Origin of the sequence: Ensifer sp. Root31, from assembly GCF_001424825.1 — a bacterium.
GTDB classification, from domain to species: Bacteria; Pseudomonadota; Alphaproteobacteria; order Rhizobiales; family Rhizobiaceae; genus Ensifer; species Ensifer canadensis.
The window spans coordinates 119408-142329 of the sequence record NZ_LMCO01000022.1 but is presented as its reverse complement, the minus strand read 5'-3'; the positions used below and the strand labels follow the sequence as shown (position 1 = coordinate 142329).

Here is a 22922-nt window from a genome sequence, read left to right as displayed (position 1 = left end):
CAGCAGCAGGCAATTGCCGCCGGTCGTGCCGCTCGTGCGGCGCGGGAACAGGCTGCCACTGCCAAAGGTGCCCAGGACGAGCAGCGCCAGCAGATCCTCCGGCAGGCTGAGCAGGATCGCCAGCGCAGCAATGATCGCGATGGCGCGGAGCGGTAGGCTCGATACTACTCTTCCATCAAGCCGTCGAAGACCTCCAGAAGAGCGTTGACGATGGCCTGGCCGAGTGCGCTGGCCGTTTCCGCAGTCTCCTCTTCGCCCTGATCTCGTGTGGAGATCCCGAGATTGCCGCCTTGCTCGGCCACGCTCACTTTTGCCCGCTCGATCGCCCACAGGGCGAAGTCGCTGCGGTTGGCGTCGTCATGGTCTCGGTTTGCTCATCCAAAACGTTCGCTTTCGATCTGTTCAGCACAACCCGCTGTCTGTTTCCGCAATGACGAAATCCAGCCATATCGCGTGGCGCGTATCGGGGGAACAATTTTCAGCACCTTATCTGGGGACTGAATTCATTCGGCATCTTTGCGCGTGAATGTTTGCGACGCGTGCTGACCGTGAGGCATTTCTCAACGATGTCGGGATCACCGCCGGCAGCTGCGAAAGTCGGGACAAGGTCATAGTGCGAAAAAGCGTCGTTGAAGACGGAGCCGGGCTTGATGGTGCCGGGCCAGCGGATCAGCATGGGAACGCGGTAGCCTCCTTCCCAGTGCGTCGTGATGTTCCATTCGTCGTTACTGTGTTCGAATGATATCCGGTTCGTCTTGGCACGGGCACTTCCGAAGGCGAAGCCCGCGCAATACCGGACGCAGAAGTTAGGGTTGGATACCTGGACAATTTGTAGGTCAAGTGTGTGGGCAAGTGTTCGAAGTAGGGAGGGCACGCGGCGCGATGGCGGCAGCGCTCGCCAAATATGAGCTCGGCGCGCAAGGGGCGGACCAAGTCGTCTATCCGAATACCACCTTTGACGACAAGGATGAGCCTGTGAAATGGCGCGAGGAACTACGTCCTTAATTTCTTTGGGGAAAGCCTTTCGTCTGTCTCTGTATTCTGGAAAATGGCAACATTTGGCTTCGACATGCTACTCGTAGAACGACTTCAAGCGCTACGGAACCGGCCGCCCGACGGTTCTGATCCAGAAGGACGACGATGCGAGGCGTAATTCGTCTTCGATAGCTGTCATCGACAGTCAGTGCTACTGCCCCATTTCGGAAAGCGTAAGCTTTTTGCGACGCCCTGGGCCGCTCAAGCCCAGAGCTAACACGGTCCATGTGGGCCGTCGCGGATTGGCATCGCGGCCGGTTTGATCAATCGAAGAGGATCACCTCGATCCCGGCTGCATCAAAGAGGTAGTCGCGTGAGGAGATGATCTTGTCACGAAGCGCCACGACGTCCTGCCGATGGCTCCCGGAACGTTGTTTCAGCGAGCGACGTTCAACGCGGTAGCGTCGAGTAGAATAATGTCGGCCTCCTTGCCTGGCGTCAGGAGGGTCAGCGCGGCGCGCATCTGCGTGAAGAAGTCCGCGCTCATCGTGCATTCAATGCTCCATCCCCATTTCCTGCACCTTGAGGATCGGCGGCATCCCATGGCGCATCGACATCTCAATGGGCACCGCGAGTGAGACATGTGCGCCTACGTCCCGAGCCCGCTTCCTGTGGTCGCTGGAAACCACGACTTCTAAAGTCGGCCTCCAGGCAGTGCGGAAAGTCGAAATGGCAGGGAACGGATGAAAACCCTGTGGTCGCGGGTGCCGCCGGCGCTGCAATTGCTGCAAGTCTTTCGCGCCGCTACCGGCCGCCAAATGCGCAGAAGTCCGGATGGTGGGATCATCATCAAATCAGCAGTCGCTGTCTTTGGTTGATAAAGGCTGTATCGACCGGGACCGCGCATTCGTCACCAGCGTCCTTCGTGAACACGACCCGCGATGCACCCGTTCAGAAGGGTTACCGGCACGGAGAGCCTGCCATAAGCGAGTGCATTGACGTGAGCACCGGCACGCCTTCTCGGCGACGAACACGCCCTCACGCCGCCTTACAGCCCGTGGAAGCGCCGAGCGCAATGACATCGGTGCGCAGGCCGTTCGCCCACATGCGGTAGAGCTTGTTGCGACCGCCCAAAGGTAGAAACTTCCTACTACACCAGGTCTGGCACGCCAAGTTTTGCCAATTCTGTTTTGGTCGGCGTCTGAGCCGCGCGTCGCGGGCGCTTGTCGGCGGCTAGGAACTCCCCGTCGCCGGGCTTGCCGCGGAAGTCGTGATACTCAGCAATCACCTCGCCGCGGAGCAAGGTCACGGCAGGCCAGCCCTTTATCTGCATACCCTGATAGGGCGTGTAGTCGACGGAGTGATGGAGACGGTCATTGTCGATCACCGTCTCGTACTGGTCGTCCCAGATGCAGAGATCGGCGTCCGAGCCGACGGCAATGGTGCCCTTGCGCGGATAAAGGCCGTAGATCTTCGCGGCATTGGTGGAATTGAGCGCGACGAAGCGGTTGATGTCGATGCGCCCCTTCATGACGCCCTCCGAAAACAGGATTGGCGAGCGCGTTTCCACGCCCGGTACGCCGCTCGACATGCGGCTGAACGGCACGTCGCTGCCGTGAGGGAACTTGCCGGTGGAATCGAAGCGGTAGGGGCTGTGGTCGGAGGAGAAGACGTCGAAGAAGCCGTCCTCGATCCCTTGCCAGATCGCCTCCTCATTGCCCTGCCAGCGCGGTGGCGGGCTGCAGAGGGCCTTGGCGCCCTCAAGACCAGGCCGATCGAGATGGGTCGAGTCGAGAGCGATATATTGCGTGCAGGTCTCGGCGTAGACGGTCACACCGCGGCGTCGTGCGGCTGCGATGATATCAATCGAATCTCCGCTGGAAACATGAACGACCATGAGCGGCACACCGGTCACTTCCGCAAAGGCGGTCATCCGATAGATGGCTTCCTGCTCCATGATGGCGGGGCGTGCGGCGGGGTGATATTTCGGGGCGTGCAGGCCGCGTTCCAGGAGCCGGTCCGTTACCCAGGCGACACCCGCTGCATTTTCGCAATGGATCATTACCATCGCACCCTCGCGGCGGGCGGCAGCCATGGCATCGAGCAGTTCACGGTCCCTGAGCATCACGTCATCATAGACGGTGAAGAACTTCAACGAGGTGCAGCCGCCAGCAATCACATCAGGCAGTTCTTCGTTCAGCGCTTCGGCAGTGGGGTCGGCAATGATCAAGTGGAAATTATAGTCGATCGCCGTCTTGCCACGGGCGCGATCATGATATTCCTCGATCGCCCAGCGAAGCGACTGGCCACGATCCTGTGTCGCGAAGGGGATCATGGTCGTGGTGCCTCCGCAGGCCGCAGCGATGCTGCCCGTCGTGAAGGTATCGGCCGTCAATCCGCCGCCTGTCTGACGCTGATCGACATGGACGTGGCTGTCCACGCCCCCAGGCAGCACCCAGCGCCCATCTGCATCGATCTCCTTCCGGCCGGGGCCGATCGACTGGCCCAGCGTATGAATGCGGCCGTCCATGATGCCGATATCGGCCATGAAGATGTCCGATGCGGTGGCGCAGCGCGCGTTGCGGATGACGAGGTCGAATTGGGACATGAAAAGCTCACTTGCGATCTTTTGAAAGGGGAACGATCTGCGGCGCCGCACCGCCACGCGGAACGATATCGGCGGTCAACTGATAGCGTTCGGGGTGGAAGACGCCGGTGATGAAGGCGATAGGCATGCCGCGGTCATCGAAATAGAGCCGCTCGACAGAGAGGACCGGTGTTCCGGGCTTGAGGTCGAGATGGGCACCGAAATCCTTGGAGATTGCCGTCGCGGTGATGTTCTGCTCGCCATAGGCGATGCGCAGGCCGGCACGGTTGAGGATACGCTCGGTCGGCTGTTCATGGCCGGTGAAATCCCCGGGCTCGATGCTATGTACGAGATCGGCGGGGAAGAAACCTTCGCCGACCATGAAGGGCTGGTCGTTCAAGAGGACGATGGTGCTTTCATGGGCAACGTGGGCGGTCTTCGTCAGCCGCAGGCGCTCAGCTACCCGCTCGGACGCGACCTGGGTATCGATTCCCAGCAACTGGAACCGCAAATGCCGGTCGAGCGCCAGGATGTCCTCCAGATAGGCCCGCAGACGCACGGATTGCAGCGCATGGCTGATCCCGGCGACGAAAGTGCCGACCCCCTGGCGCCGCACGACGAAGAGATCGGCCACCAGCCCGTCGAAGGCCCGGCGCACAGTGATCCGGCTCACGCCGTATTCGCGGCAGAGCTGCTCTTCGGTTGGCAGCATTTCCTCCGGCTTGAATTCTCCGGACGAGATGCGGCGCTGTAGGTCGTATTGAACCTGCATGTAGAGCTTCCCGGCGAGTGGCGATCCCATCATCTTGCTTGCGTCCTATCTTGTTGCGCTACGGGCTGCCGGCGACGCCGCCATGGCGGGGGCGTGCGCGGCAATCCAGTCAATTCCCAGTTTTTCTACGGTTCGGCCTGTCTCGCGAAAATTGCAACGGAACGCGCTGTTGATAAGGTCGATCATCGCGGTCGTGAGCGGGGTGGGGCAATTGACTAACCGTGCAATGTCTTCGAAGGGAACCAGATCGCAGGGCAGGTCCTCGGTGAGATAGCGCATCTGCAGCTTTGGACCGAAGCGCTCCACTTCCTCGAGCCGGGTGCCTGGCGGATAGGCCAGCGCATCGAAATCGGCGACCGGGAGCGGATCGAGGCCGAGTGCCCGAACGACCGCCAGCCGTTCCTTTTCGTAGGCATCCGCCAGATTGCCTATCAGCTCCGTATGGGCCTCGCCGAAATGCAACACGCCTGTGGTCAGCGGGCCGTGATCGGCCTTCAGGACGCCGAGATGGCCGAGCATGACCGGCAGATGGCCGAGGCTATTGGGGTTGTTGAGCCCGCATTGCAGGGCATTGCCGCCGATCTTCAACTCCGGCCAGAATGCACCGACACGGGAAAGAGCGAACTCCGCGTCGCCTGGCATCGCACCCACTGTTTCCAGCCACTGCTTGTGGCTGCGAGCGACGACCCGTGCTGGGCTCGGCCGGCCGGATAGATGCAGCGAATTCATGGTTTCGACGATTTTCGGGCGGCCTTTGCCGCCTGCTGCCTGAAGAGCAAGCGAGAAGATGCGCCCGCCGCCGACATAGCCGCAATGCAGGACGACGAGGTGATCGTCAGTAAGAACGCCTGCAAGGCGCTCGGCTACTGCCGCGTGCTGGTCCGCCGTCACGGAGACGACAATGACCGACGCGCGGGCAAGTTCGCCCGGTGTCTGCGCCATTGAGGGGAGGGTGAGCAGACCCTCGCCGAAAATGCCGGAATAGAGGAAGCCGCCTTGCGCCGTCACGCCCGCTTCGACACCCGGATCCGAATCATACCAGGCGATAGTCTTGATCCCCCGTTGATTGGCGTGGGCCGCCAATCCAGCGCCCGACGCTCCCATCCCGACGAATGCCCAATCATCGTTCATTGAAATACCCCTCTTGCAGATCAAGTTCATTTGTGATGTCATCATAACAACATGATGAGTTGAATTGCAAGACACGACATCGAGGGAGGAATGCGATGAGCCGACGTCTTCAAGAGCCGCGCGCTGACGAAGGGCACTGGATGCCCGATCGGCACAACAGCAACCGGGTCTGCCCAGCGACAGTTGATGGGAGGGATCCGTGGTGAGTGACAGCGCAAGCAGAAAAACCAAAGCCTCGCCTGGCGGCGCGATAATTGCCGGCGGGGCGGTCGTTGCCATACCCGATGATGCCCTGATCTTCTCGCGACGCCAGCCCTGGACGCCCGTGGCCGCCGTCGCCTGCCTTGCCGTTATCAGCTATGTCTTCTGGAACCTGTCGCAGAACCCGGTCATCGATCAGGCCGTCATTGCCGAGTATCTGTTTAAGGACGTGACACTGAAGGGTGTCGCGGTGACGCTGTACCTCACTGTCGTCTCGATGGTGATTGGCCTTGTCGGCGCGATAATCCTCGCCATGATGCTCTTGTCGAGCAACTGGGTGTTGTCCAGCCTTGCGCGTCTCTATGTGTGGATCTTCCGGGGAACTCCGCTTCTCGTCCAGCTCATCTTCTGGGGCTATCTCGGCATCTTCACGCCGAGCATTTCCCTTTCCTTACCCTTCGTCGGAACCCTCTTTTCCGTGCCGACGGCGCAGGTCGTTACGCCCATGGTCGCCGCCATGCTCGCCTTGTCGCTCAACGAGGCCGCCTATGCTGCGGAAATTGTTCGCGGTGGTATTCTCTCGGTGCCCCGCGGCCAGGTCGAGGCGGCGCGCTCCGTTGGGATGACGCAGTTCCGCGCATTCCGTCGGGTCGTCATGCCGCAGGCGCTTAGGGTCATCATCCCGCCGATGGGCAACGAGGTCATCTCCATGTTGAAGGCGACCTCACTCGTCTCGGTAATCGCCGGCGCCGACCTCATGACCAATCTGCAGCGCGTCTATTCCCAGACGTTCCAGATCATCCCGCTGCTGATCGTCGCCAGCATCTGGTACCTGTTCATGGTTAGCATTCTCACGATCCCGCAGTCCTGGCTCGAGCGCCGCTACGGCCAGTCGACCGCCCGTTCAAAGCCGCGCCGCAGGCCACGGCGCGCCGCGGCGAGGAGTTCCAACACAATCGGTTTTGCCGGCAAGGAGACGTTGGCCCAATGAACGCTGAACCTCTCGTTAGCGTCAGAACCCTGACGAAATCCTACGGGCCCAAGGTGGTCCTGAAACGCATAAGCCTCGATATTGCCGAAGGCGAGGTAGTGGCGATGATCGGCCCGAGCGGATCGGGAAAGAGTACGCTGTTGCGCTGCATGAACCATCTGGAGTCGCCCGACAGCGGCTGCGTGCTGGTCGGCGGAGATCCTGTCGGCTACGCCATGAAGAACGGCGAGCTGCACGAGCTTTCCGACAGTGCATTGTCCTACCAGCGGCGGGGCATCGGCATGGTGTTCCAGAGTTTCAATCTGTTTCAACACATGACGGTGATGGAAAACATCGTCGAAGGGCCGATCGGCGTTCTCAAGCAGTCGCGCGCGCAGGTTTACGAACACGCGAAATACCTGCTCGACCTCGTTGGGCTCGCCGACTGGGCCGATCACTATCCCTCCCAGCTTTCCGGCGGCCAGCAGCAGCGCATCGCGATTGCCCGGGCTTTAGCGATGCGACCCAGGGTGATGCTATTTGACGAGCCGACCTCGGCGCTCGATCCCGAGCTCGTCGGCGACGTGCTGGAGGTGATGCGCACGCTCGCCCGCGAGGGCATGACGATGATCGTCGTCACTCATGAAATCGCCTTTGCCCGCGATGTCTGCGATCGCGTCATCTTCATGGCCGACGGCGAAGTGGTGGAGGAGGGCGATCCTGGCCAGGTTCTGGTCACGCCTCAGCATGAACGAACCCGCGAATTCCTTCGCCGGCTTCTCTAAGAAAATAAAAAGGGGAATATCCATGAAATATAATAGCCGTGCATTCCTCTTGGCGGCATGCACCGCCGTGGCGCTTGCCCTGGCGGGAGGCGTGGCATCAGCGCAGGCGGTCGCGCAGACCGATCAGGTCATCGTTGGCAAGACGATCACCCGGGAGCAAGCCGTCGCCGCGCTCGTACCGGCGAAGTTTAACGGCGCCCTGCGCTTCGTCGTTGCCGCTCCCTATCATCCCTGGATGTATTTCGACGACAACAAGCAGTTGACTGGCATCGAGGTGGATGTCGCAAGGACCGTCGCCGCCAAGATGGGTGTCGACATCACCTTCATCAATGTGAAGTTCGACGGCGCCATTCCCAGCCTCCAGGCCGGCCAGGCCGATGTCATCGCCGCCGGCATGGGCGATACGCTGGAGCGCGAGAAGGTTCTCAACTTCATCAACTACCGCACCCTCGGCAATGTCGTTGTGGTGCCGGCCTCGGACCAGTCGATCAACGATCTCGTCGACCTCTGCGGGAAGACCGTGACGCGGCAAAGCGGTGACGTCTTCGCGATGTTCATCGACAAGGTCCAGCCGCGCTGCCAGAGCGCTGGCAAGCCCGAAATTGCTATCACGACGCTGCCCGATTCCAACGCTGCCCTGCTGGCGATCAAGAGCGGTGCTGCGGATGCCCAGATCGTCAACCTCTCGGCGGCCGAAAGCCTGATCCGCGCCGAGGAAAACGTCGATCTGTTCCGCATCGTGCGCCCGGCGCACAGTCCCCGCGGATGGCGGCTCTCCAATGGCGGGCTCGGCGTGCTGAAGTCCGAGATGGAGCTTGCCAAGGCGATCGAAGCCGCGCTGAAGGCGGCCAAGGCGGAGGGGACCCTCCAGGCGATCGCCGACCATTACGGCAATCCCAGCATCGTCATTGACGAAGTCGGCATCAACACGCCGACCAGCGGCGAGCTCTGAGAAGCGCCAACCAGGGCTTCCTTCTTCTACCCATGACTTCCTCGCAGATTTCTCCAACCGACAAAGGGGACACGCATGAAACTCGACAGACACGCATTTCTTTCCCTTGCCTTCATTGCCGCGCTTTCCGCCACGAGCGGCGCACTACCGGCAGCAGCGGCCGATGCGACGGACCAGACGGTCGTCGGCCGGACTGTCACCCAGGATGAGGCGATCGCGGCCCTCGTTCCTGCCAAGTTCAACGGAGCGCTGCGCTTCGTGACCTCCGCGCCCTATGCGCCCTTCGAATTCTATGACGACAAGGGCGAACTGACTGGCATCGACATCGACGTTTCGCGGGCGGTCGCGGCCAAGATGGGCGTGACGGCGACCTTCGAGAACGCCCAGTTTGACGGCATCATTCCCGGTATCCAGGCGCGCAAATACGACGTCATCGCCGCCTCTATGGGCGATACGGAAGAGCGCGAAAAGGTGCTCAACTTCATCAACTACACGACGCTCGGGAATGTCGTCCTCGCACGCACCGAGGACCACACGATCAAGGACCTGCCGGACCTGTGCGGCAAGACCGTGACGCGGCAGAGCGGCGACGTCTTCGGCAAGTTCATCGACAAGATCCAGCCGCAGTGCCAGAGCGCCGGCAAGCCGGAGATTGTCATCAAGACGCTGCCGGATTCCAACGCGGCCCTGCTCTCCATCAAGAGCGGCTCGGCGGATGCACAGATCGTCAACATGTCAGCAGCCGAGAGCCTTGTCGCCGCTAAGGAGAATGCCGGCCTCTTTCGCATCGTCAAGGCCGATGACCGCAAGCACGGCTGGAGCCCGCAGAACGGCGGGTTCGGCGTGCTGAAGGCCGAAACCGAGCTGACCGCCGCGCTCGAGGCGGCAGCCAAGGCCATCAAGGCTGACGGCACGCTGGCCGCCATTGCCGAGCACTACGGCCAGCCGAATGTCGTGATCGACAACGTCGTCGTCAACGAGCCGACAAACGGCGAAATGTGACCGGCCATAACGCGGGGCGGGCAAGACCTGCCCCGCGCGTTTCGACGAACAGGACTTGAACCATGGATACCTTGAGAATCTCCTGCGCGCACGACCTTGCCTATGTGCCGCAATATGCGGGGCTGGCAACGGGGCTGTTTGCCGCGCAGTCGATCGATCTTTCCTTCTACAAGAGCAACGGCACGGTCGAGGACACGGTCGGCGCCGTCAACCGGGGCGATGTCGACCTTCTCCTCGGAAGCTGCGTCTACGGCCTCCGGCTGGCGGAAACGGGGATGAATCCGGCCATCGTCGCCCAGAGCAACCAGCAGACCCGACATATGCTGGCCCAGCGTGTCGACGGGACGCCCGCCCTGACTTGGCCGGAGCTTCGCGGCAAGACCATCGTCGTCTATCCGGGCGAAGCGCCGACGGCTTGGGCCGCCTTCGTCTACGCGCTCGGCCGGGCAGGGCTGACCCTTGCAGATGTGAAGCTGATCTTCGGCTTTACCGCCGAAGATGCCGTTGCCGAATTCATTCGCGGGGTCGGCGATGTGTTCTTCGTCGATGGCGAGGCGGGGCTGCGCGACGATCTGCGCGTGACGTTGCCCGTCAGCTGCCAAGCAGGCAGGCTTCCCTGGAGCGTCTACATGGCGGACCGAGCAGTCGTGGAAGCCCGGCGGGAGCTCGTTGCCCGATTTGTTGCCGCGCTGGACGACAGCCAGAAATGGCTTGCTGCGCAAAGCCCCGAAACCATCGCCAGTACCGTCGCGCCCTATTTCCCGCAATATACGCGGGAGCGGATCATCACCATCGTCACCTGCTACCGGTCGATCGACCTGTGGGCGACGACCAGCGCCGTCCAGTGCGACCAGCTCGAGCGCTGGTCAACGGCTCTGCAACAGAACGGGCTGCTGGCGTCCGGCACGGCGCTGACGGATCACCTCGGTGTTGTCTGACCGCCCGATAAGCGAAATCGCCGAAAGGGCGCTGGCCGAAAGGCAGCGCCTGCCGGCCGCCTATGCGGCGCTCTTCGATAAGATCCTGCGTGAGGATGCGGCGCTGCAATCGCTTCTCAATCCCGCCTGGAGCTGGATCGAAAAGGAGCTTGCCCGGCTCGATGCACGCCTTGATGCGGGGAAGGGCCGTGCGCTTTGCGGCGTTTCCCTTGGGGTGAAGGATACGATCGTTGTTGCCGGCCTGCCGACACGGGCGGGAACCCCGGTCGATCTCGGCGAAAGCCTGCCCCTGAAGCCGAGCGCCGCAGTGGCCGCGCTGCAGGAGGAAGGCGCGGTGGTGGTCGCCAAGCAGGCGACGCATCAGTTCGGCTCCAGCGCCGGCCCGGCCGTCACCCGCTCGCTGCGCGCGCCGGACTATTATGCCGGCGGCTCGACCGTCGGCGGGGCGGTCGCCGTTGCCGCCGGCTTTACGGCGCTGGCGCTCGGGACGGATGGCGGCGGCTCGCTGCGCAAGCCGGCGGCCCTAGCCGGTGTTGCCGGTCTGCGCCCAAAGAAGGGAACGATCTGCGACGAGGGCGAGGTTAATGGCGCTCTTTTCGGGCAGAGCACCGGGCTGATCGCCCGCAGCGTGGCGGATATCGCCACCGTTCTGAAGCGCTGCCCCCGCCTCCTGCGTGCCGCGCTGGATGCGGAACGGCCAGGTCCGCTCGTCATCGGCATTCCCGATTTTGCCCGCAGCGCCATCGCGCCCTCGGCCGAGCAGGCGCTTGACGCTGCCGCCATCAGGCTGATCCAGATGGGCCATGTTGTCGTGCCCGTGCCGCTGCGGATTGACGAGGCGGCGAGCCGGGATTTCTTTATCGCCGTGAATTTCGACAATTGGACGTTTCATGCCCCGCTGCTGGCCGCGCGTGCGGATATCTACGCCCCCGCTGTCGCCCGCACGATGCGCCTGGGTGAGGGGATCACGCCGCAGGAAGCGGCTGCGGCAAAACTGCGGCTTGCCGACCATCGCGCCCGCTTCTTGGAGGCGGCCGCTGCAAGGGGCGTCGAGCTTCTCCTCACGCCCAGCGTGCCGTTGCCGGATGCGCGCATCGGCACCGCAAGCCCGCAGGACCTTTCCGGGGAGACTGGGCGCTTTACCATTCTTGCCAACATCTATGATCTCGACAGCCTGTCCCTGCCGCTCCTGAGGGAGGCGGAAGGAACCCGCTCGGTGATGCTGACGGGGCTTGGTATTTCGCTTGCCACGTTGCTTGATTGCGCCCACGGGCTGGAGGCGTAGCATGGATGAGGCGGACCGGCTTCTTCGCCTCCTGCGGCAATGGCTGGATGATACCGGAGCGCCGGGCGTGTCGCTCGCACTGGATGACGGCCGGACGATCCGGTGCTTCGCCGCCGGCACTGCCGATCCCGCAACGGGAATGCCGGTCAGCGCGAATATCGTCTTTCAGTTCGGTTCGGTCACCAAGATGGTCACCGCCCTCCTTCTCATCGAGGCGCTGTCCGACCGAGGCCTCGATCTCGACGCGCCGGTAGTGTCCGTCGCGCCGGATCTTGAGGCGAGCAACGATCTTGTCTTTCACGATGCAACCATCCGCCAGCTCCTCAATCATACGAGCGGGCTCGATTCCCAATGGTGGGCGGATATGGGAGAGGGGGAGGGGGCCCGCCGTGCGGCCGCGCGCGCCATCGCCGCCCAGCCGCTGATCGCCCGGCCGGGCGAACTGTTTTCCTATTCCAATTCCGGCTATGTGCTCGCCGGCTATCTGACGGAGGTGCTGACGGGGAAAGCCTGGGAGGATTTCGCCGACGCCCGCATCGCGCGGTATCTCGGCGACCATTCCATTTCCGCCCGGGCGGAAAGAGTCCTGATGCGGCCAGCCGCAAAGGGCCATGCCACGCCGCCGTCGAAGGACCGCCCCGCGCTGCCGGCTGCCCGCTGGTATGCGCCCGCCGCGCTGGCGCCCGGCGGCGGCCTTGCCGGCACGCCGGAAGATCTTGCACGGCTACTGCGTGTCCTGCGGGGGCGGCTCGGGACGGACCGTCAGCCGGTCTTTGTGCCGACGATCGGCTGGCGGCATTCCGGCTGGGCGCCGGGCATCGCCCGCTATCGCCTCGGCGAGAATGTCTTCGCCTGGGGACATGACGGCACGACCGTTGGCCAGGCCTGCGCCGTGCGCCTTTGCGAGGGACGGCCGGAGACCGTGGTCGTCGCCGCCAACGCCGCATGGACCGCCCTGCATGTTGGACGCCTCGCGGACGAAATCCTGCGCACCGTTACCGCCATCGCCGGCCCCGCGGATTCTGCCCCGCCTCTTGCGGGATACGAGGACTGGACGATGCCGCCGGAAACCGATCCGTCGGGCCGCTACGCGCGCCTGAACGCCACGCTGACCGTGGCCCTACACCCCAGTGGCGACATCCTCCTCGCGGAGACGTACTCCCCGCAGGATGCTCTGAACTGGTTCGGCGCCAAGATCGCAAACACCGCTGGCACGGCCGCGAACCCGGAGCGCCTACAACTATATGCGCACCATTCCTACGCCGCGGCCGGCAAGGAACTCCACTTCCTCCGCCACCCGGAAGCCCCCGGCTGTCTTTATGCGCATGACGGCATGCGAGCGACCCCCCGAACCACCCGTTTCTGGCTATGAGCGGGGAACAACGGCATTGTCACGTCGCCTTTGAGCGGAACGGCAGGGTACACGACCGTGGAAGGACTTGATCGTGGCCCGGCCTTACACGAGCCAAGGGCCGCTTTGGAGCAGATCGGGGGCTGCAAAAGCGCTGTCGAATCCAAGAAGGCTTGGCACCACTTTTCAGATGGCCGGTCGTCGATTCGATTCCGGTCAAGGCGAGAGATTTGGTGATCGGCTTTCGGCCAATTGTGGAAAAGCGTGACGTCGCCTCAGGGTCAGAGCGCGTCTGGCGAAGTACCGCATAAGGCTTCGATTTGCCGCAATAGCGACATTGGAACCTCGACTCCTGCCCGGTGGCTCTGGGCTCGCGCGGCATGGCGACGCGCTGAGGGAAGGCGTACGCCGGCTTGAGATGTTGCCTCTTTGAAGAATGTTTCGCCGGCGATTCCCGCATCGGTTCCAAAGGCCGCAGGGTCGATCACGACATAAAGCTCACCGCCCGGAGGTGGCCCGCCGTCGGTTATCCCTATTCGCGTTACCTCCCGGCTGGTCTTCTCGCGAATTAGAGGACCGGCGATCAATTCTACCATCATCGATAGGGCCGACCCTTTGTAACCGCCGAAGGGCAACAGCGCGCCGGCCAAGGCTTCAGATGGGTTCGTCGTTGGACGTCCGCCGGCATCAATTGCCCATCCTTCGGGGAGATGATCACCGGCCAATCGCTTCAGTTCGACTTCACCTCTTGCCGCGGCGCTTGTTGCAAAGTCAAAGATGAACGCGCCGCCGGCGGGGCGCGGCCAGCCGAAACCGATCGGATTGGTGCCCATCAACCGACTGCTTCCGCCATAGGGTGCGACGGCGCATTGTCCTACTACGAAGCACCAAGCGACGAGGCCTGCATCAATAATCGGTTCGAGGTCTGCCCACAAAGCCGAGAAGTGATGCGTGTTGCCTATCGCCATCGCCGCAATGCCCTGACGACGCGCGAGCTCAATCAGCTCAGGGCGGCCGACGTCGGCAGCCAAGGGAGCAAATCCGCCGTCGCCATTCACTTGGAGGACACTTGCTGCGCTCTGCTGCACCGAGGGCTCTGCCCGTGCGTTCGCACGTCCCGCACGAACGGCGGCGATGTAACCCGGCACCCGGTACAATCCGTGTGACCTGCAAGCATCTGCCTCGGCGCGCGTCACCACGTCAGCGGTGGCATGGGCTTGCCTGTCGCTGAACCCATTGGCTATGAAGGCGTCCAACGAAATCTTGCGCACCTCATCTAGCGACAGTCTGATGTTGTCCATTAATTCTTTCCCCCCGGAGCCGCCTGACGACAATGTGTACCGCCGAATACCACTGTTTTCAGGTCCGCTATCTCGATGTCGGGCAATCTCGGAGGGATGACATGCTGTTGGATTGTGTTCTTGATGGCGGACGCGTTCTGCCGTCCACATTCAGCAGCCAGACTAGGATTCCTCTGCCAAATCGCTCGAAGGAGCGTATCCTTCTGCGAACCGACGTCAATTTTGGGAAACCTTCCTGTCAGCAGCCCGTGTGCTCTTAGCATCCGCGCGACGTCGCCAAACAATCTGTTTAACGTGGTCGATAAATAGTTGTTTCGGCCCGCCCGGGCTATCGACATATGCAATTCAACGAGCCCCGCGAATGCCTCAGCGTCATTCTCGGCATCGCGTGCAAAGTCAAGAGCATCAGCCGATCGCCGCGCTAGTTGCAGGTCTTTGTCGTGTCGGTTCTGAGCTGCGAGATGACTTGTCGAACGCAACATCAATTCCAGCGCGTGGAGCAGCGCCTCCACGGATGAATAGTCGATCCGGGAGACGCTAGCCGGACGATGTGGAGGGCACTCAACTAGTCCGTCGAGGGACAGCTTTACGAGTGCTTCGCGTACGGCGGTTCGAGATACGGAGGCACATTGCCCGAGAGCAGCATCATCCAATAAGGTGCCTGGGAGAAGCTCAAGGTTCACGATCCGCTCTCGCAGTTGACCATAGGCCAACTGCGCCGCGGACCCGCGCGTCCATTCGCTTGGAAGGGTCACTTTGTCCTCCTTGTTGCCGGGCCGCTCCACGATTGCCTTCATGCTGGCGCGCGACGTTCCGATCTTCTCCCTTCCATCTCAGGACTTCTCCTCGGTCTATATACCAACCGGGGTATAACGGGGCGCGGGCCAGGAGCGTACGAAGGATGGGACGGATTTAGGCGCATGCGGAACCTCTAGTGCTCGGCCGGCCTGGTTCGCGATCATCGTTCATCAGATAGCAAGGTGAAGTTTCTTATGGCAAGCGAACGAAAATACGGGCTTTGGATCTCGGGAAAGTGGATCGAACCGGCTTCCGGCAAGGTTCTTTCGAGGCGCTCGCCTGCCACCTCTGAACTCGTAGCAACCTTCGCGCTCGCCGGGCCGTCGGAAGTTGAAGACGCTGCGGCCGCCGCTCACTCGACCTTCTTGAAAGGATCATGGCGCGAGACCGCGGGCAGTGCGCGGGCGAAGATCCTCAACCGTTGGGCCGATTTGCTTGAAGCCGACAAGGAGCGACTGGCCCGCATCGAGGCGGACGAAGTGGGGAAAGTAATATCGGCCGCGCGGGGTGAAGTGGAATGGGCGATCGAGCTTGTTCGCTACGCCGCCTCATTGGCATGGAATCTGCCGGGCAGGCTCGTCAATCACGAAGGAAGCGACAAGCTTGGTCTTGTTACACAAGAGCCGTTCGCGGTCGTGGCGATGATCGTGCCTTGGAATTATCCGATTGTCACCCTGTTCCAAAAGTTGCCCTTCGCCCTCGCGGCCGGCTGCTCGGTTGTTGTAAAGCCTTCCGAGTTGACGGCCGGGACGGCCCTCGAATGCGCGCTACTCGCACAGAAGGCGGGCATTCCCGACGGTGTTATCAACGTCGTGCCGGCGGTTGGCGAAGAGGTCGGCAACGTTATCTGTGACAGCCCCTTCATCGATATGATCTCGTTCACGGGCTCCACTCGAGTGGGAAGTCTTCTCGCATCTCGCGCCGGAAAGAAGGTGAAAAAGGTCGCACTTGAGCTCGGCGGCAAGGGTGCGAACGTTGTGTTCGGAGACGCCGATATCGATGCTGCCGTCGATGGTGCGTTGTTTGGATTTACAGCCAATCAGGGGGAAGAATGCTGCGCCGGAGGTCGTCTCTTCGTCCATGAATCCATCTTCGACGAATTCGTTGATCGCCTGAGCACGAAGGCTCGGGAGTTGAAGATCGGAACCGCGGATGACGCTTCCATTGGAGCGCTCATCCACAAAGACCATTTCGATCGCGTCGTGGGCTTCATCGAAAGCGCACAGGACGATGGTGCGACACTCATCTCCGGCGGAAAAAAACCGACGGAGAAGTCTCTGGCAAACGGGTTCTTTATAGAGCCCACGATCCTCACGAACGTGAAGCCCGAAATGGCAATTTTCCGAGAAGAGGTGTTCGGGCCTGTAGTTTGCGCCATCCCTTTCCAAACCGATGATCAGGTCGTCGATCTGGTCAACGACACCAGCTACGGCCTTGCAAACGGCATTTGGACCAATGACCTCTCGCGCGCCCTGTCGGTCTCGCGCCGCATCAAGAGCGGCACTGTCTACGTGAACGCCTACCTCGAGACGGTTCCGCAACTGCCCTTCGGCGGCATGAAGGACAGCGGTATGGGCCGTGAAAACGGACCCGAAGGCGTTCTTGAATTTATGGAGACCAAGTCGATCTACGTCAAACTTAAACAGTAACGCGAAGAAAAAGGGGAACGACATGACAAACATGCATAACAAGATCTTCGCCGAAATATCCCGCCGCAACCTGTTGAAGGGAGCGGCGTGGGCAACGGCCGGGATAGTTTCGGCGCGGTTGTTCTCTACGACCGCTCATGCTGCCGGTGGCGAACTCAACATCATGGCCTGGGAAGGCTATGATCTGAATGTTGAGCTGGCTGATTGGCGAAAGGCCACCGGGGTAACGGTGCAGTCGAGTTCGATGACGTCGCAGGACGACGTTCACACGCCGTTCCTGGCGGGTAACCCGCCGGGTATCGACGTTGCCGAATACAATCATGCCTATGCGGATCTCTATATCCGTGAGCTCCAGATTGTGAAGCCACTCGACCGCAGCAAGCTCCCGAACTATAGCGCCGACAACCTGTTCGACGCGTTCTTTGACAAGCCCACGTGGTTTTCCGACGGTCAACTGTGGGCTGCTCCCTACATCTGGGGGATGAACTCGATCGTCTACAATCCTAAACGATTGCAAGCGCCGACCTCCTACGCCGATCTGCTCAAACCAGAGCTCAAGGGCCGGATCGCGATCTGGGACGAGCCGACGGTTATGTGGCCGATCGCGGCACGCGTGGCGGGTTTGGGCGAGAAGTACCCGCAGCTCACTCGGGACGAAGTCAACGCCGCGTTCACAGAGTTCGGAAAGTGGCGGGATCACGCTCGGCTCATCGCACTCAATATGGGTGAGCTGATCAATTTCATGGTTTCGGGCGAGATCGACGCTGTGGTGTGTGCCGATCCGGCAATCATCGTCCAGGCTCAGCAGCAGAATGTCGAACTGGAGATTGCCTACCCCAAGGAAGGGGCGGTGCTGTGGGTCGACGCATGGTTCATGCCGGTTTCCTGCGACAATGAAGAAACGGCCCAAGCCTTCATCAATGAGGCTTTGAATCCCGAGGTTCAGGCAAAGGTTGCCATGGCTGTCAACCAAGCGCCGGTTTCGAAGAAGGCCGTTGAATTCCTGGATGAAAAATCTCGCAAGCGCTTTGCGTTCGACCAGGTCGACCAAATGCTTAAGGCGGGCCTTCCGGGCATACCTCCCGCAGCCAGCGATTCCGATATCGCCAGCTACGGCGATTGGCTGCAGGCATGGCAGTCTTTCAAGGCTGGTAAGTAGTTTCAATGCCGCCTCTATCGCTGGAAAGCGGTAGAGGCGACCTAGGATACCACAATGAGATATCAACGCTCTCTTGGATGGCTCTTGGCCGCGCCAGCTGGTGCGTCAATGGCGCTTCTGTTTTTCCTGCCGGCAGGATTCCTGCTCGTCTACAGCTTTTGGACGAGTTCGGGTTTTCGCATTGTTCCCGACTTCTCCCTGTCCAACTATATTAAATCACTAACGTCGGCTCTCTTCATTGACGTCACGTTCAATGCTGTCGCGATCGGCCTGGTGACTGCCGCGGCTTCCGTCGCCCTGTCGATCCCGGTCGCGTACTATCTTACCTATGTGACAAAATCGAAAACGGTCTACTATGCCGTGTTGATCACCTGGTTCTCCAGCTATCTCGTTCGCATTTACGCATGGCGAACGATGTTGGGTACGAATGGTTTGCTCAACACTTTGCTAATTCAAATTGGCGCGATCGACGCGCCGATTGAAGCCTTGTTGTTCAGCCGTTTTGCGGTCGCTCTGGCATTGGTGCACATCTACCTGCCGTTTTGCGTGCTGCTTGTTGTTTCGTCGTTCAGCGAAATCAAGAAAGAGCTTTTGGAAGCAGCCCGCGACCTTGGAACGGGCCCTTTTGGCGCATTCTGGAAGGTTGTGGCGCCGAACGCGGCCAACGGTCTGATCGGCGCCTTCACGCTAACGTTTTTGCTTGCCGCTGGTGACTATGTGACCCCTCAGATGCTCGGTGGCACGACCGGACAGACGACGGGGCTCCTGATTGCCGACTACTTCAGGCGGAGCGGCAACTGGCCGCTGGGAGCCGCTCAAGCGTTCATCATGTTCGCCATTTCTGTCGCCGTCTACGGCACCTTGATCTTGATCGGGCGCGTGACCGGCCTCGTTCCCAACACCAAACGCGCCCGTAGTCTGAAGGAGGAATGAGATGCTGTTGCGCGCCGTCGTCTATCTTATCGTGGCATTTCTCCTCGGCCCGCTCGCAGTCATTGTGCTGTTCAGCTTTCACAGCACACCTGCGCTCTCCTTTCCGTTTGAAGGCTTCAGTTTGCGCTGGTACGCCGACTTGATAGGGAATGGGCAGCTTCTCGCGGCGTTGGGAAGAAGCCTTCTCATTGCTAGCGCGACTGCAGTGATCACGCTTGTTCTCGGCGCTTTTGCGTCACTAGCCTGGCTGCGGCTTTCGTCCCGGGGCAAATTGGTGCTCGAGCTCATGTGCATCATTCCGATTGCGATGCCCGCTTTGTTTATCGGCGTTGCACTGCTGGTTGGTTTCGCACAAATCCGACTGTCGCTATCCCTGCTGACTATCATTCTCGGGCATGTCGTTTTGACCCTCCCGATGTTGATGGTGGCAATGCGCGCAAAGCTCGCTCTTTTCGATCCTTCTCTAGAGGATGCCGCCAGGGACCTTGGGGCAGGGACCTTGGAAACGTTCTGGCGGGTTACGCTACCACTCGCAATGCCCACCTTGGTCGCCAGCACGATTCTGAGCTTTGCGGTGTCGTTCGATGAATTCGTCGTAACCTCGTTTGTATCTGGGACCGAGACCACACTTCCCCTGTTCATTTGGTCGATGATGCGTCGAACCGTGACGCCTCTCATCAATGCCGTTTCAACGCTCGCTCTTCTTTTCTCCGTCCTACTGCTCGTGGGGGCGGTGATCATGACGCGAATTCGTCGAGCGACAATGATCGACAATGCTGCCGACGGAGGCAATTGACTATGGCAAATCCAATCATCGAAATTCGCAATGTTCACAAGCGGTTCGGCACCTACGTCGCCCTCCATGACGTCAATCTGACGATCGAAAAGGGTGAGATCGTCACGCTTCTCGGTCCAAGCGGATGCGGCAAGAGCACCCTCATGCGGATGGTGGCGGGGTTTGACGATCCGACGGAAGGCGAGATCAAAATAGGAGGAAAGTCCGTAAACGGCACGCCGCCCGATCGGCGCCCGGTCAACATGGTCTTTCAACGGTATGCCCTCTTTCCCCATTTGGATGTCTTCGACAACATTGCGTTCGGTCTGCGAGTGAAGCGCTTGCCGTCACGCGAGGTCACAGAACGGGTCAAGCACATGATCTCCGTGGTGCAGCTGGACCAGTTCAAACACCGCTACATCCATGAACTGAGTGGCGGGCAATGCCAACGGGTTGCGCTCGCCCGAGCACTCATCAACGAACCAGAGGTTTTGCTTCTCGACGAGCCGTTGGCCGCGCTCGATCTGAAGATTCGTCAACACATGCTTGCCGAGATGAAGCGGATCCATGAGGCGACTGGTGCGGCATTTCTCTACGTTACCCACGACCAGGATGAGGCGCTGTTCCTGTCCGACCGCATTGTTCTTCTGGAGAAGGGTAAAATCCTGCAGGTCGATACGCCACACGACATCTATCGCAAGCCACGATCGCTTTTTGCAGCGAAGTTTCTCGGAGAGACCAATCTGATCCCCGCGACGGTGGTGAGAACAGGACCGACGGGCACCCATCTTCGCGCGAAGGATGGCACGGTCTTTTTTTCCAACCAAGACGTCGTTGCCAAGGACGGGCAGGCGGTCACCGTGTCCCTTCGACCCGAGGCAATCACACTCCAGTCGAACCCTGGCGCGGGAAGCGGCGAGGGCACTTCGGCCACGGCGGTATGCCGGCAGTCGACGTTCCTCGGCAGTCGCACCTTCGTAGATGCGCTCGTGGGCTCGAACACACATATCCGAATCCAACGTACCGGCATCAGCGATATTCCGCCGGTAGGTGGCAACGTTTCCATTTCGTGGCGACCAGAGGACGTCGTGGTCCTTGCCCACTGAGTGGCTGTCGAAAATCCAAGAAGGGAGTTATCATGCGATCGAAGAAAATCATCCACGTCGTCACGTGCCATGCAGAAGGCGAAGTCGGTGACGTCATTGTCGGCGGCGTTGCGCCGCCGCCCGGGGACACCGTTTGGGAACAGGCACGGTGGATTGAGAACGACGGAACACTGCGCAACTTTGTTCTAAATGAACCGCGTGGGGGCGTGTTCCGGCACGTCAATGTGCTGGTACCGCCCAAGAATCCGCAGGCGCAGATGGGCTGGATCATCATGGAGCCGGCCGACGTTCCGCCGATGTCCGGCTCCAATTCGATATGTGTCGCCACGGTCCTGCTCGACACCGGGATCATACCGATGCAAGAGCCCGTCACGCGTCTCGTTCTGGAACCCCCAGGCGGTCTGATCGAAGTGGAGGCCGAGTGCAAGGATGGCAAGGCCGAGCGAATCCACGTTCGTAATGTGGCCTCGTTTGCCGACAAGCTCGACGTTCCGTTGGAGCTGGAAGGGTTCGGGACGGTCCGCGTCGACACCGCCTATGGTGGAGACAGTTTCGTGTTCGTGGATGCGGCGACGCTCGGCTTGTCGCTTGAACCCGAAAATGCCCGTGAGCTCGCGCAACTGGGCATGCGGATCACGAAGGCGGCGAATGAGCAACTGGGCTTCAGGCACCCTGAGAAAGACTGGAACCACATCTCATTCTGCCAATTCACCAATCCCGTTTACATCGAAAACGGCGTGATGAAGGGCAAAAACGCGGTCGCTATTCGGCCGGGTAAGATCGACAGGTCTCCCACAGGTACAGGTTGCTCGGCTCGAATGGCAGTGCTTCATGCGAAGGGGCAGCTGAAGGTCGGCGAGAAGTTTGTTGGCCTTTCGCTGATCGATACTGAATTCCATTGCAGTATCGACAGCGAGGTCAAAGTAGGCGAGCGGAATGGAATCCGGCCGATTATTTCCGGCCGTGCATGGGTGAGCGGTACGTCTCAGCTGATGCTGGATCCGAGCGATCCCTTCCCGACCGGCTACAAGCTGTCCGATACCTGGCCGATGGATCTTTGATGGACAATTCGTTGAGGACTCGGAGATCCCGAGTCCTCAATTAAGCATGGAGGTTGATCAGAGAAATGCCGATTGTCAGAATTTCGCTCTTTCCCGGCCGCGATCAGGAACGGAAGGACGCTGTCGCCTCAGAAATTACAAAGGTTTTCTCGATCGTGATGGGGATCCCTGCAGCTGACACGATCGTTCTTTTCGAAGAGATCGAGAAAGCCGACTGGTACCGTTCCGGCGTGCCCTACACTCAGAACGTTGCTGAACCGCCCGAAAAGACCTGAATGGGTGCCTCGGCGGCGCCCCAGTCACCTTATGTTGATGATATGGGCGCAGAACATGAGAAACATCTCCGCCTGGCTCGTGATCCCCAGTTTGTCGTAGATGTTGCGTCGATGGACCTTCGCGGTTCCTTCGGCAATATCGAGGTTGTGCGCGACGGACAAGGTGGAGTGCCCGCGCAGGAGAAGGCTGACGATCGTCTGCTCACGCGGCGAAAGCTTGTCTTTCGCGAAGGTGGCGACGGCCTTCTCGAGCGTCGATTGCGAGGATGAATCTACAGCCACGGAACTCGAGACGGACTGTTTCCAGTGCCCGACCGAGGTCTCTATCACGACGTCCTGCAAAAGCTTCAGGTTATCGAACTCGGCCTCATCAAAAGGGGTATCTCCCTTTCGCCGCATCAGCGATATCACGAGGTAAAGGTCGTCGCTCGGCGTAGCCATATAGACTATTTCTTCGGCCAACGAACCTGCGTCATCCGATACGCAGGGATGGAAATCCGACGAGTTATAGAAATCGCTCGAGAAATAGTTGTCCGGAGCGAGTTCGGTGAGGCGATACAAACCTGGAGCAACACCTTCGCAGCACGCCGTGTAAACTGCATCGAGCAGATACGTACCGGAAAGAAATTTATCGATCACCTTCGAAGAAACAAACTCCGCAAGGTTCCCGAACAGGAAGAAAGGACGGGCGCTCGCTGAGAATACGGTGACCGTATAGATGTCGAATGGCGCAACTTTCCGAAGCGCAGAAAAAAGAACCGCGGGATACTCATGTCGCCCGGTGGACTGATAAAGTTCGCGTGCAAAGGCGACCGCCGCGCGGGCATCCAGCTTCTCATTCGTCGTGCTCAATTTTATGCTCTCGCCCTTCCAAGTTTTTTTGCACTGGTTAGCTCCTTGCGAGCTGCCCAAACCT

General features: G+C 60.5%; 21 protein-coding genes and 2 pseudogenes. 15 read left to right on the top strand and 8 right to left on the bottom strand.

From position 1 onward, the window contains the following. Positions 1-164 precede the first annotated feature (164 nt). Complete coding sequence (locus ASD00_RS40770; protein WP_162249740.1) at positions 165-302, bottom strand: hypothetical protein; 138 nt, start codon at positions 300-302, stop codon at positions 165-167. Between the two features lie 245 nt (positions 303-547). Continuing rightward, positions 548-706 (bottom strand): annotated as a pseudogene (locus ASD00_RS40235) (sulfatase-like hydrolase/transferase); the annotation flags it as partial. Positions 707-1683: 977 nt separating this feature from the next. Between ASD00_RS40235 and ASD00_RS41835 the strand changes: the two are divergent. Continuing rightward, a pseudogene (locus tag ASD00_RS41835) lies at positions 1684-1853 on the top strand (IS1595 family transposase); the annotation flags it as partial. 272 nt (positions 1854-2125) lie between these two features. Here ASD00_RS41835 and hydA read toward each other — a convergent pair. The 3 genes from hydA to ASD00_RS20110 are packed head-to-tail and all read right to left on the bottom strand — an operon-like array spanning position 2126 to position 5465. Further along, the gene (gene hydA, locus ASD00_RS20120) at positions 2126-3583 is read right to left on the bottom strand and encodes a dihydropyrimidinase (RefSeq protein WP_063963309.1); all 1458 of its coding nucleotides are present in this window, start codon (positions 3581-3583) and stop codon (positions 2126-2128) included. A 7-nt stretch (positions 3584-3590) separates the two neighbouring features. Then, positions 3591-4367 carry a GntR family transcriptional regulator gene (locus tag ASD00_RS20115; protein ID WP_082523659.1) on the bottom strand — a complete coding sequence of 259 codons (777 nt, stop codon included), beginning with the start codon at positions 4365-4367 and terminating at the stop codon, positions 3591-3593. A gap of 12 nt (positions 4368-4379) precedes the next feature. Continuing rightward, on the bottom strand, positions 4380-5465 hold the full coding sequence (locus ASD00_RS20110) for an NAD/NADP octopine/nopaline dehydrogenase family protein (protein ID WP_057208585.1): 1086 nt from the start codon (positions 5463-5465) through the stop codon (positions 4380-4382). 202 nt (positions 5466-5667) lie between these two features. Between ASD00_RS20110 and ASD00_RS20105 the strand changes: the two genes are divergently transcribed. The 7 genes from ASD00_RS20105 (at position 5668) to ASD00_RS20075 (ending at position 12970) form a co-directional block, all read left to right on the top strand. Then, positions 5668-6657 carry an amino acid ABC transporter permease gene (locus tag ASD00_RS20105; protein ID WP_200951483.1) on the top strand — a complete coding sequence of 330 codons (990 nt, stop codon included), beginning with the start codon at positions 5668-5670 and terminating at the stop codon, positions 6655-6657. Next, positions 6654-7421, top strand: a complete 768-nt coding sequence (locus ASD00_RS20100; protein WP_057208583.1) for an amino acid ABC transporter ATP-binding protein — start codon at positions 6654-6656, stop codon at positions 7419-7421. Before ASD00_RS20105 ends, ASD00_RS20100 begins: the two co-directional genes overlap by 4 nt. Before the next feature lie 22 nt (positions 7422-7443). Then, on the top strand, positions 7444-8373 hold the full coding sequence (locus ASD00_RS20095) for a transporter substrate-binding domain-containing protein (protein ID WP_057208582.1): 930 nt from the start codon (positions 7444-7446) through the stop codon (positions 8371-8373). Between the two features lie 75 nt (positions 8374-8448). Beyond that, the gene (locus ASD00_RS20090; RefSeq protein ID WP_057208581.1) at positions 8449-9375 is read left to right on the top strand and encodes a transporter substrate-binding domain-containing protein; all 927 of its coding nucleotides are present in this window, start codon (positions 8449-8451) and stop codon (positions 9373-9375) included. A gap of 62 nt (positions 9376-9437) precedes the next feature. Then, the gene (locus ASD00_RS20085; RefSeq protein WP_057208580.1) at positions 9438-10313 is read left to right on the top strand and encodes an ABC transporter substrate-binding protein; all 876 of its coding nucleotides are present in this window, start codon (positions 9438-9440) and stop codon (positions 10311-10313) included. Further along, positions 10303-11598 (top strand): amidase, encoded by a 1296-nt coding sequence (locus tag ASD00_RS20080; RefSeq protein WP_057208578.1) that lies wholly within the window; start codon positions 10303-10305, stop codon positions 11596-11598. The genes ASD00_RS20085 and ASD00_RS20080 overlap by 11 nt, the downstream gene beginning before the upstream one ends. Position 11599: 1 nt before the next feature. Then, on the top strand, positions 11600-12970 hold the full coding sequence (locus tag ASD00_RS20075) for a serine hydrolase domain-containing protein (protein WP_057208577.1): 1371 nt from the start codon (positions 11600-11602) through the stop codon (positions 12968-12970). Positions 12971-13230: 260 nt separating this feature from the next. On the opposite strand, the gene ASD00_RS20070 is transcribed toward ASD00_RS20075, so the two are convergent. Together ASD00_RS20070 and ASD00_RS20065 are read right to left on the bottom strand one after the other, a co-directional pair. Continuing rightward, complete coding sequence (locus ASD00_RS20070; protein ID WP_057208576.1) at positions 13231-14250, bottom strand: Ldh family oxidoreductase; 1020 nt, start codon at positions 14248-14250, stop codon at positions 13231-13233. After that, positions 14250-15047, bottom strand: coding sequence for a GntR family transcriptional regulator (locus ASD00_RS20065; protein ID WP_057208575.1), 798 nt, complete (start codon positions 15045-15047; stop codon positions 14250-14252). Before ASD00_RS20065 ends, ASD00_RS20070 begins: the two co-directional genes overlap by 1 nt. A 195-nt stretch (positions 15048-15242) precedes the next feature. Between ASD00_RS20065 and ASD00_RS20060 the strand changes: the two genes are divergently transcribed. From ASD00_RS20060 to ASD00_RS20030, 7 genes are all read left to right on the top strand, one after another. Further along, positions 15243-16697 carry an aldehyde dehydrogenase family protein gene (locus tag ASD00_RS20060; RefSeq protein WP_057208574.1) on the top strand — a complete coding sequence of 485 codons (1455 nt, stop codon included), beginning with the start codon at positions 15243-15245 and terminating at the stop codon, positions 16695-16697. A 31-nt stretch (positions 16698-16728) separates the two neighbouring features. After that, positions 16729-17856, top strand: coding sequence for a PotD/PotF family extracellular solute-binding protein (locus ASD00_RS20055; protein WP_244496096.1), 1128 nt, complete (start codon positions 16729-16731; stop codon positions 17854-17856). 54 nt (positions 17857-17910) lie between these two features. Then, positions 17911-18789: an ABC transporter permease gene (locus ASD00_RS20050; protein ID WP_057208572.1), complete on the top strand. Its 879-nt coding sequence runs from the start codon at positions 17911-17913 to the stop codon at positions 18787-18789. Position 18790: 1 nt separating this feature from the next. After that, complete coding sequence (locus ASD00_RS20045) at positions 18791-19585, top strand: ABC transporter permease (protein ID WP_057208570.1); 795 nt, start codon at positions 18791-18793, stop codon at positions 19583-19585. A 2-nt stretch (positions 19586-19587) separates the two neighbouring features. Beyond that, positions 19588-20670 carry an ABC transporter ATP-binding protein gene (locus ASD00_RS20040; protein ID WP_057208569.1) on the top strand — a complete coding sequence of 361 codons (1083 nt, stop codon included), beginning with the start codon at positions 19588-19590 and terminating at the stop codon, positions 20668-20670. Between the two features lie 32 nt (positions 20671-20702). Further along, on the top strand, positions 20703-21731 hold the full coding sequence (locus ASD00_RS20035; RefSeq protein WP_057208568.1) for a proline racemase family protein: 1029 nt from the start codon (positions 20703-20705) through the stop codon (positions 21729-21731). A 65-nt stretch (positions 21732-21796) separates the two neighbouring features. Then, on the top strand, positions 21797-22006 hold the full coding sequence (locus ASD00_RS20030; protein WP_057208567.1) for a tautomerase family protein: 210 nt from the start codon (positions 21797-21799) through the stop codon (positions 22004-22006). A gap of 24 nt (positions 22007-22030) precedes the next feature. On the opposite strand, the gene ASD00_RS20025 is transcribed toward ASD00_RS20030, so the two are convergent. Then, a complete protein-coding gene (locus tag ASD00_RS20025) occupies positions 22031-22858 on the bottom strand; it encodes a helix-turn-helix transcriptional regulator (RefSeq protein WP_057208565.1) in 828 nt (275 codons plus the stop codon). Between the last annotated feature and the right edge of the window lie 64 nt (positions 22859-22922).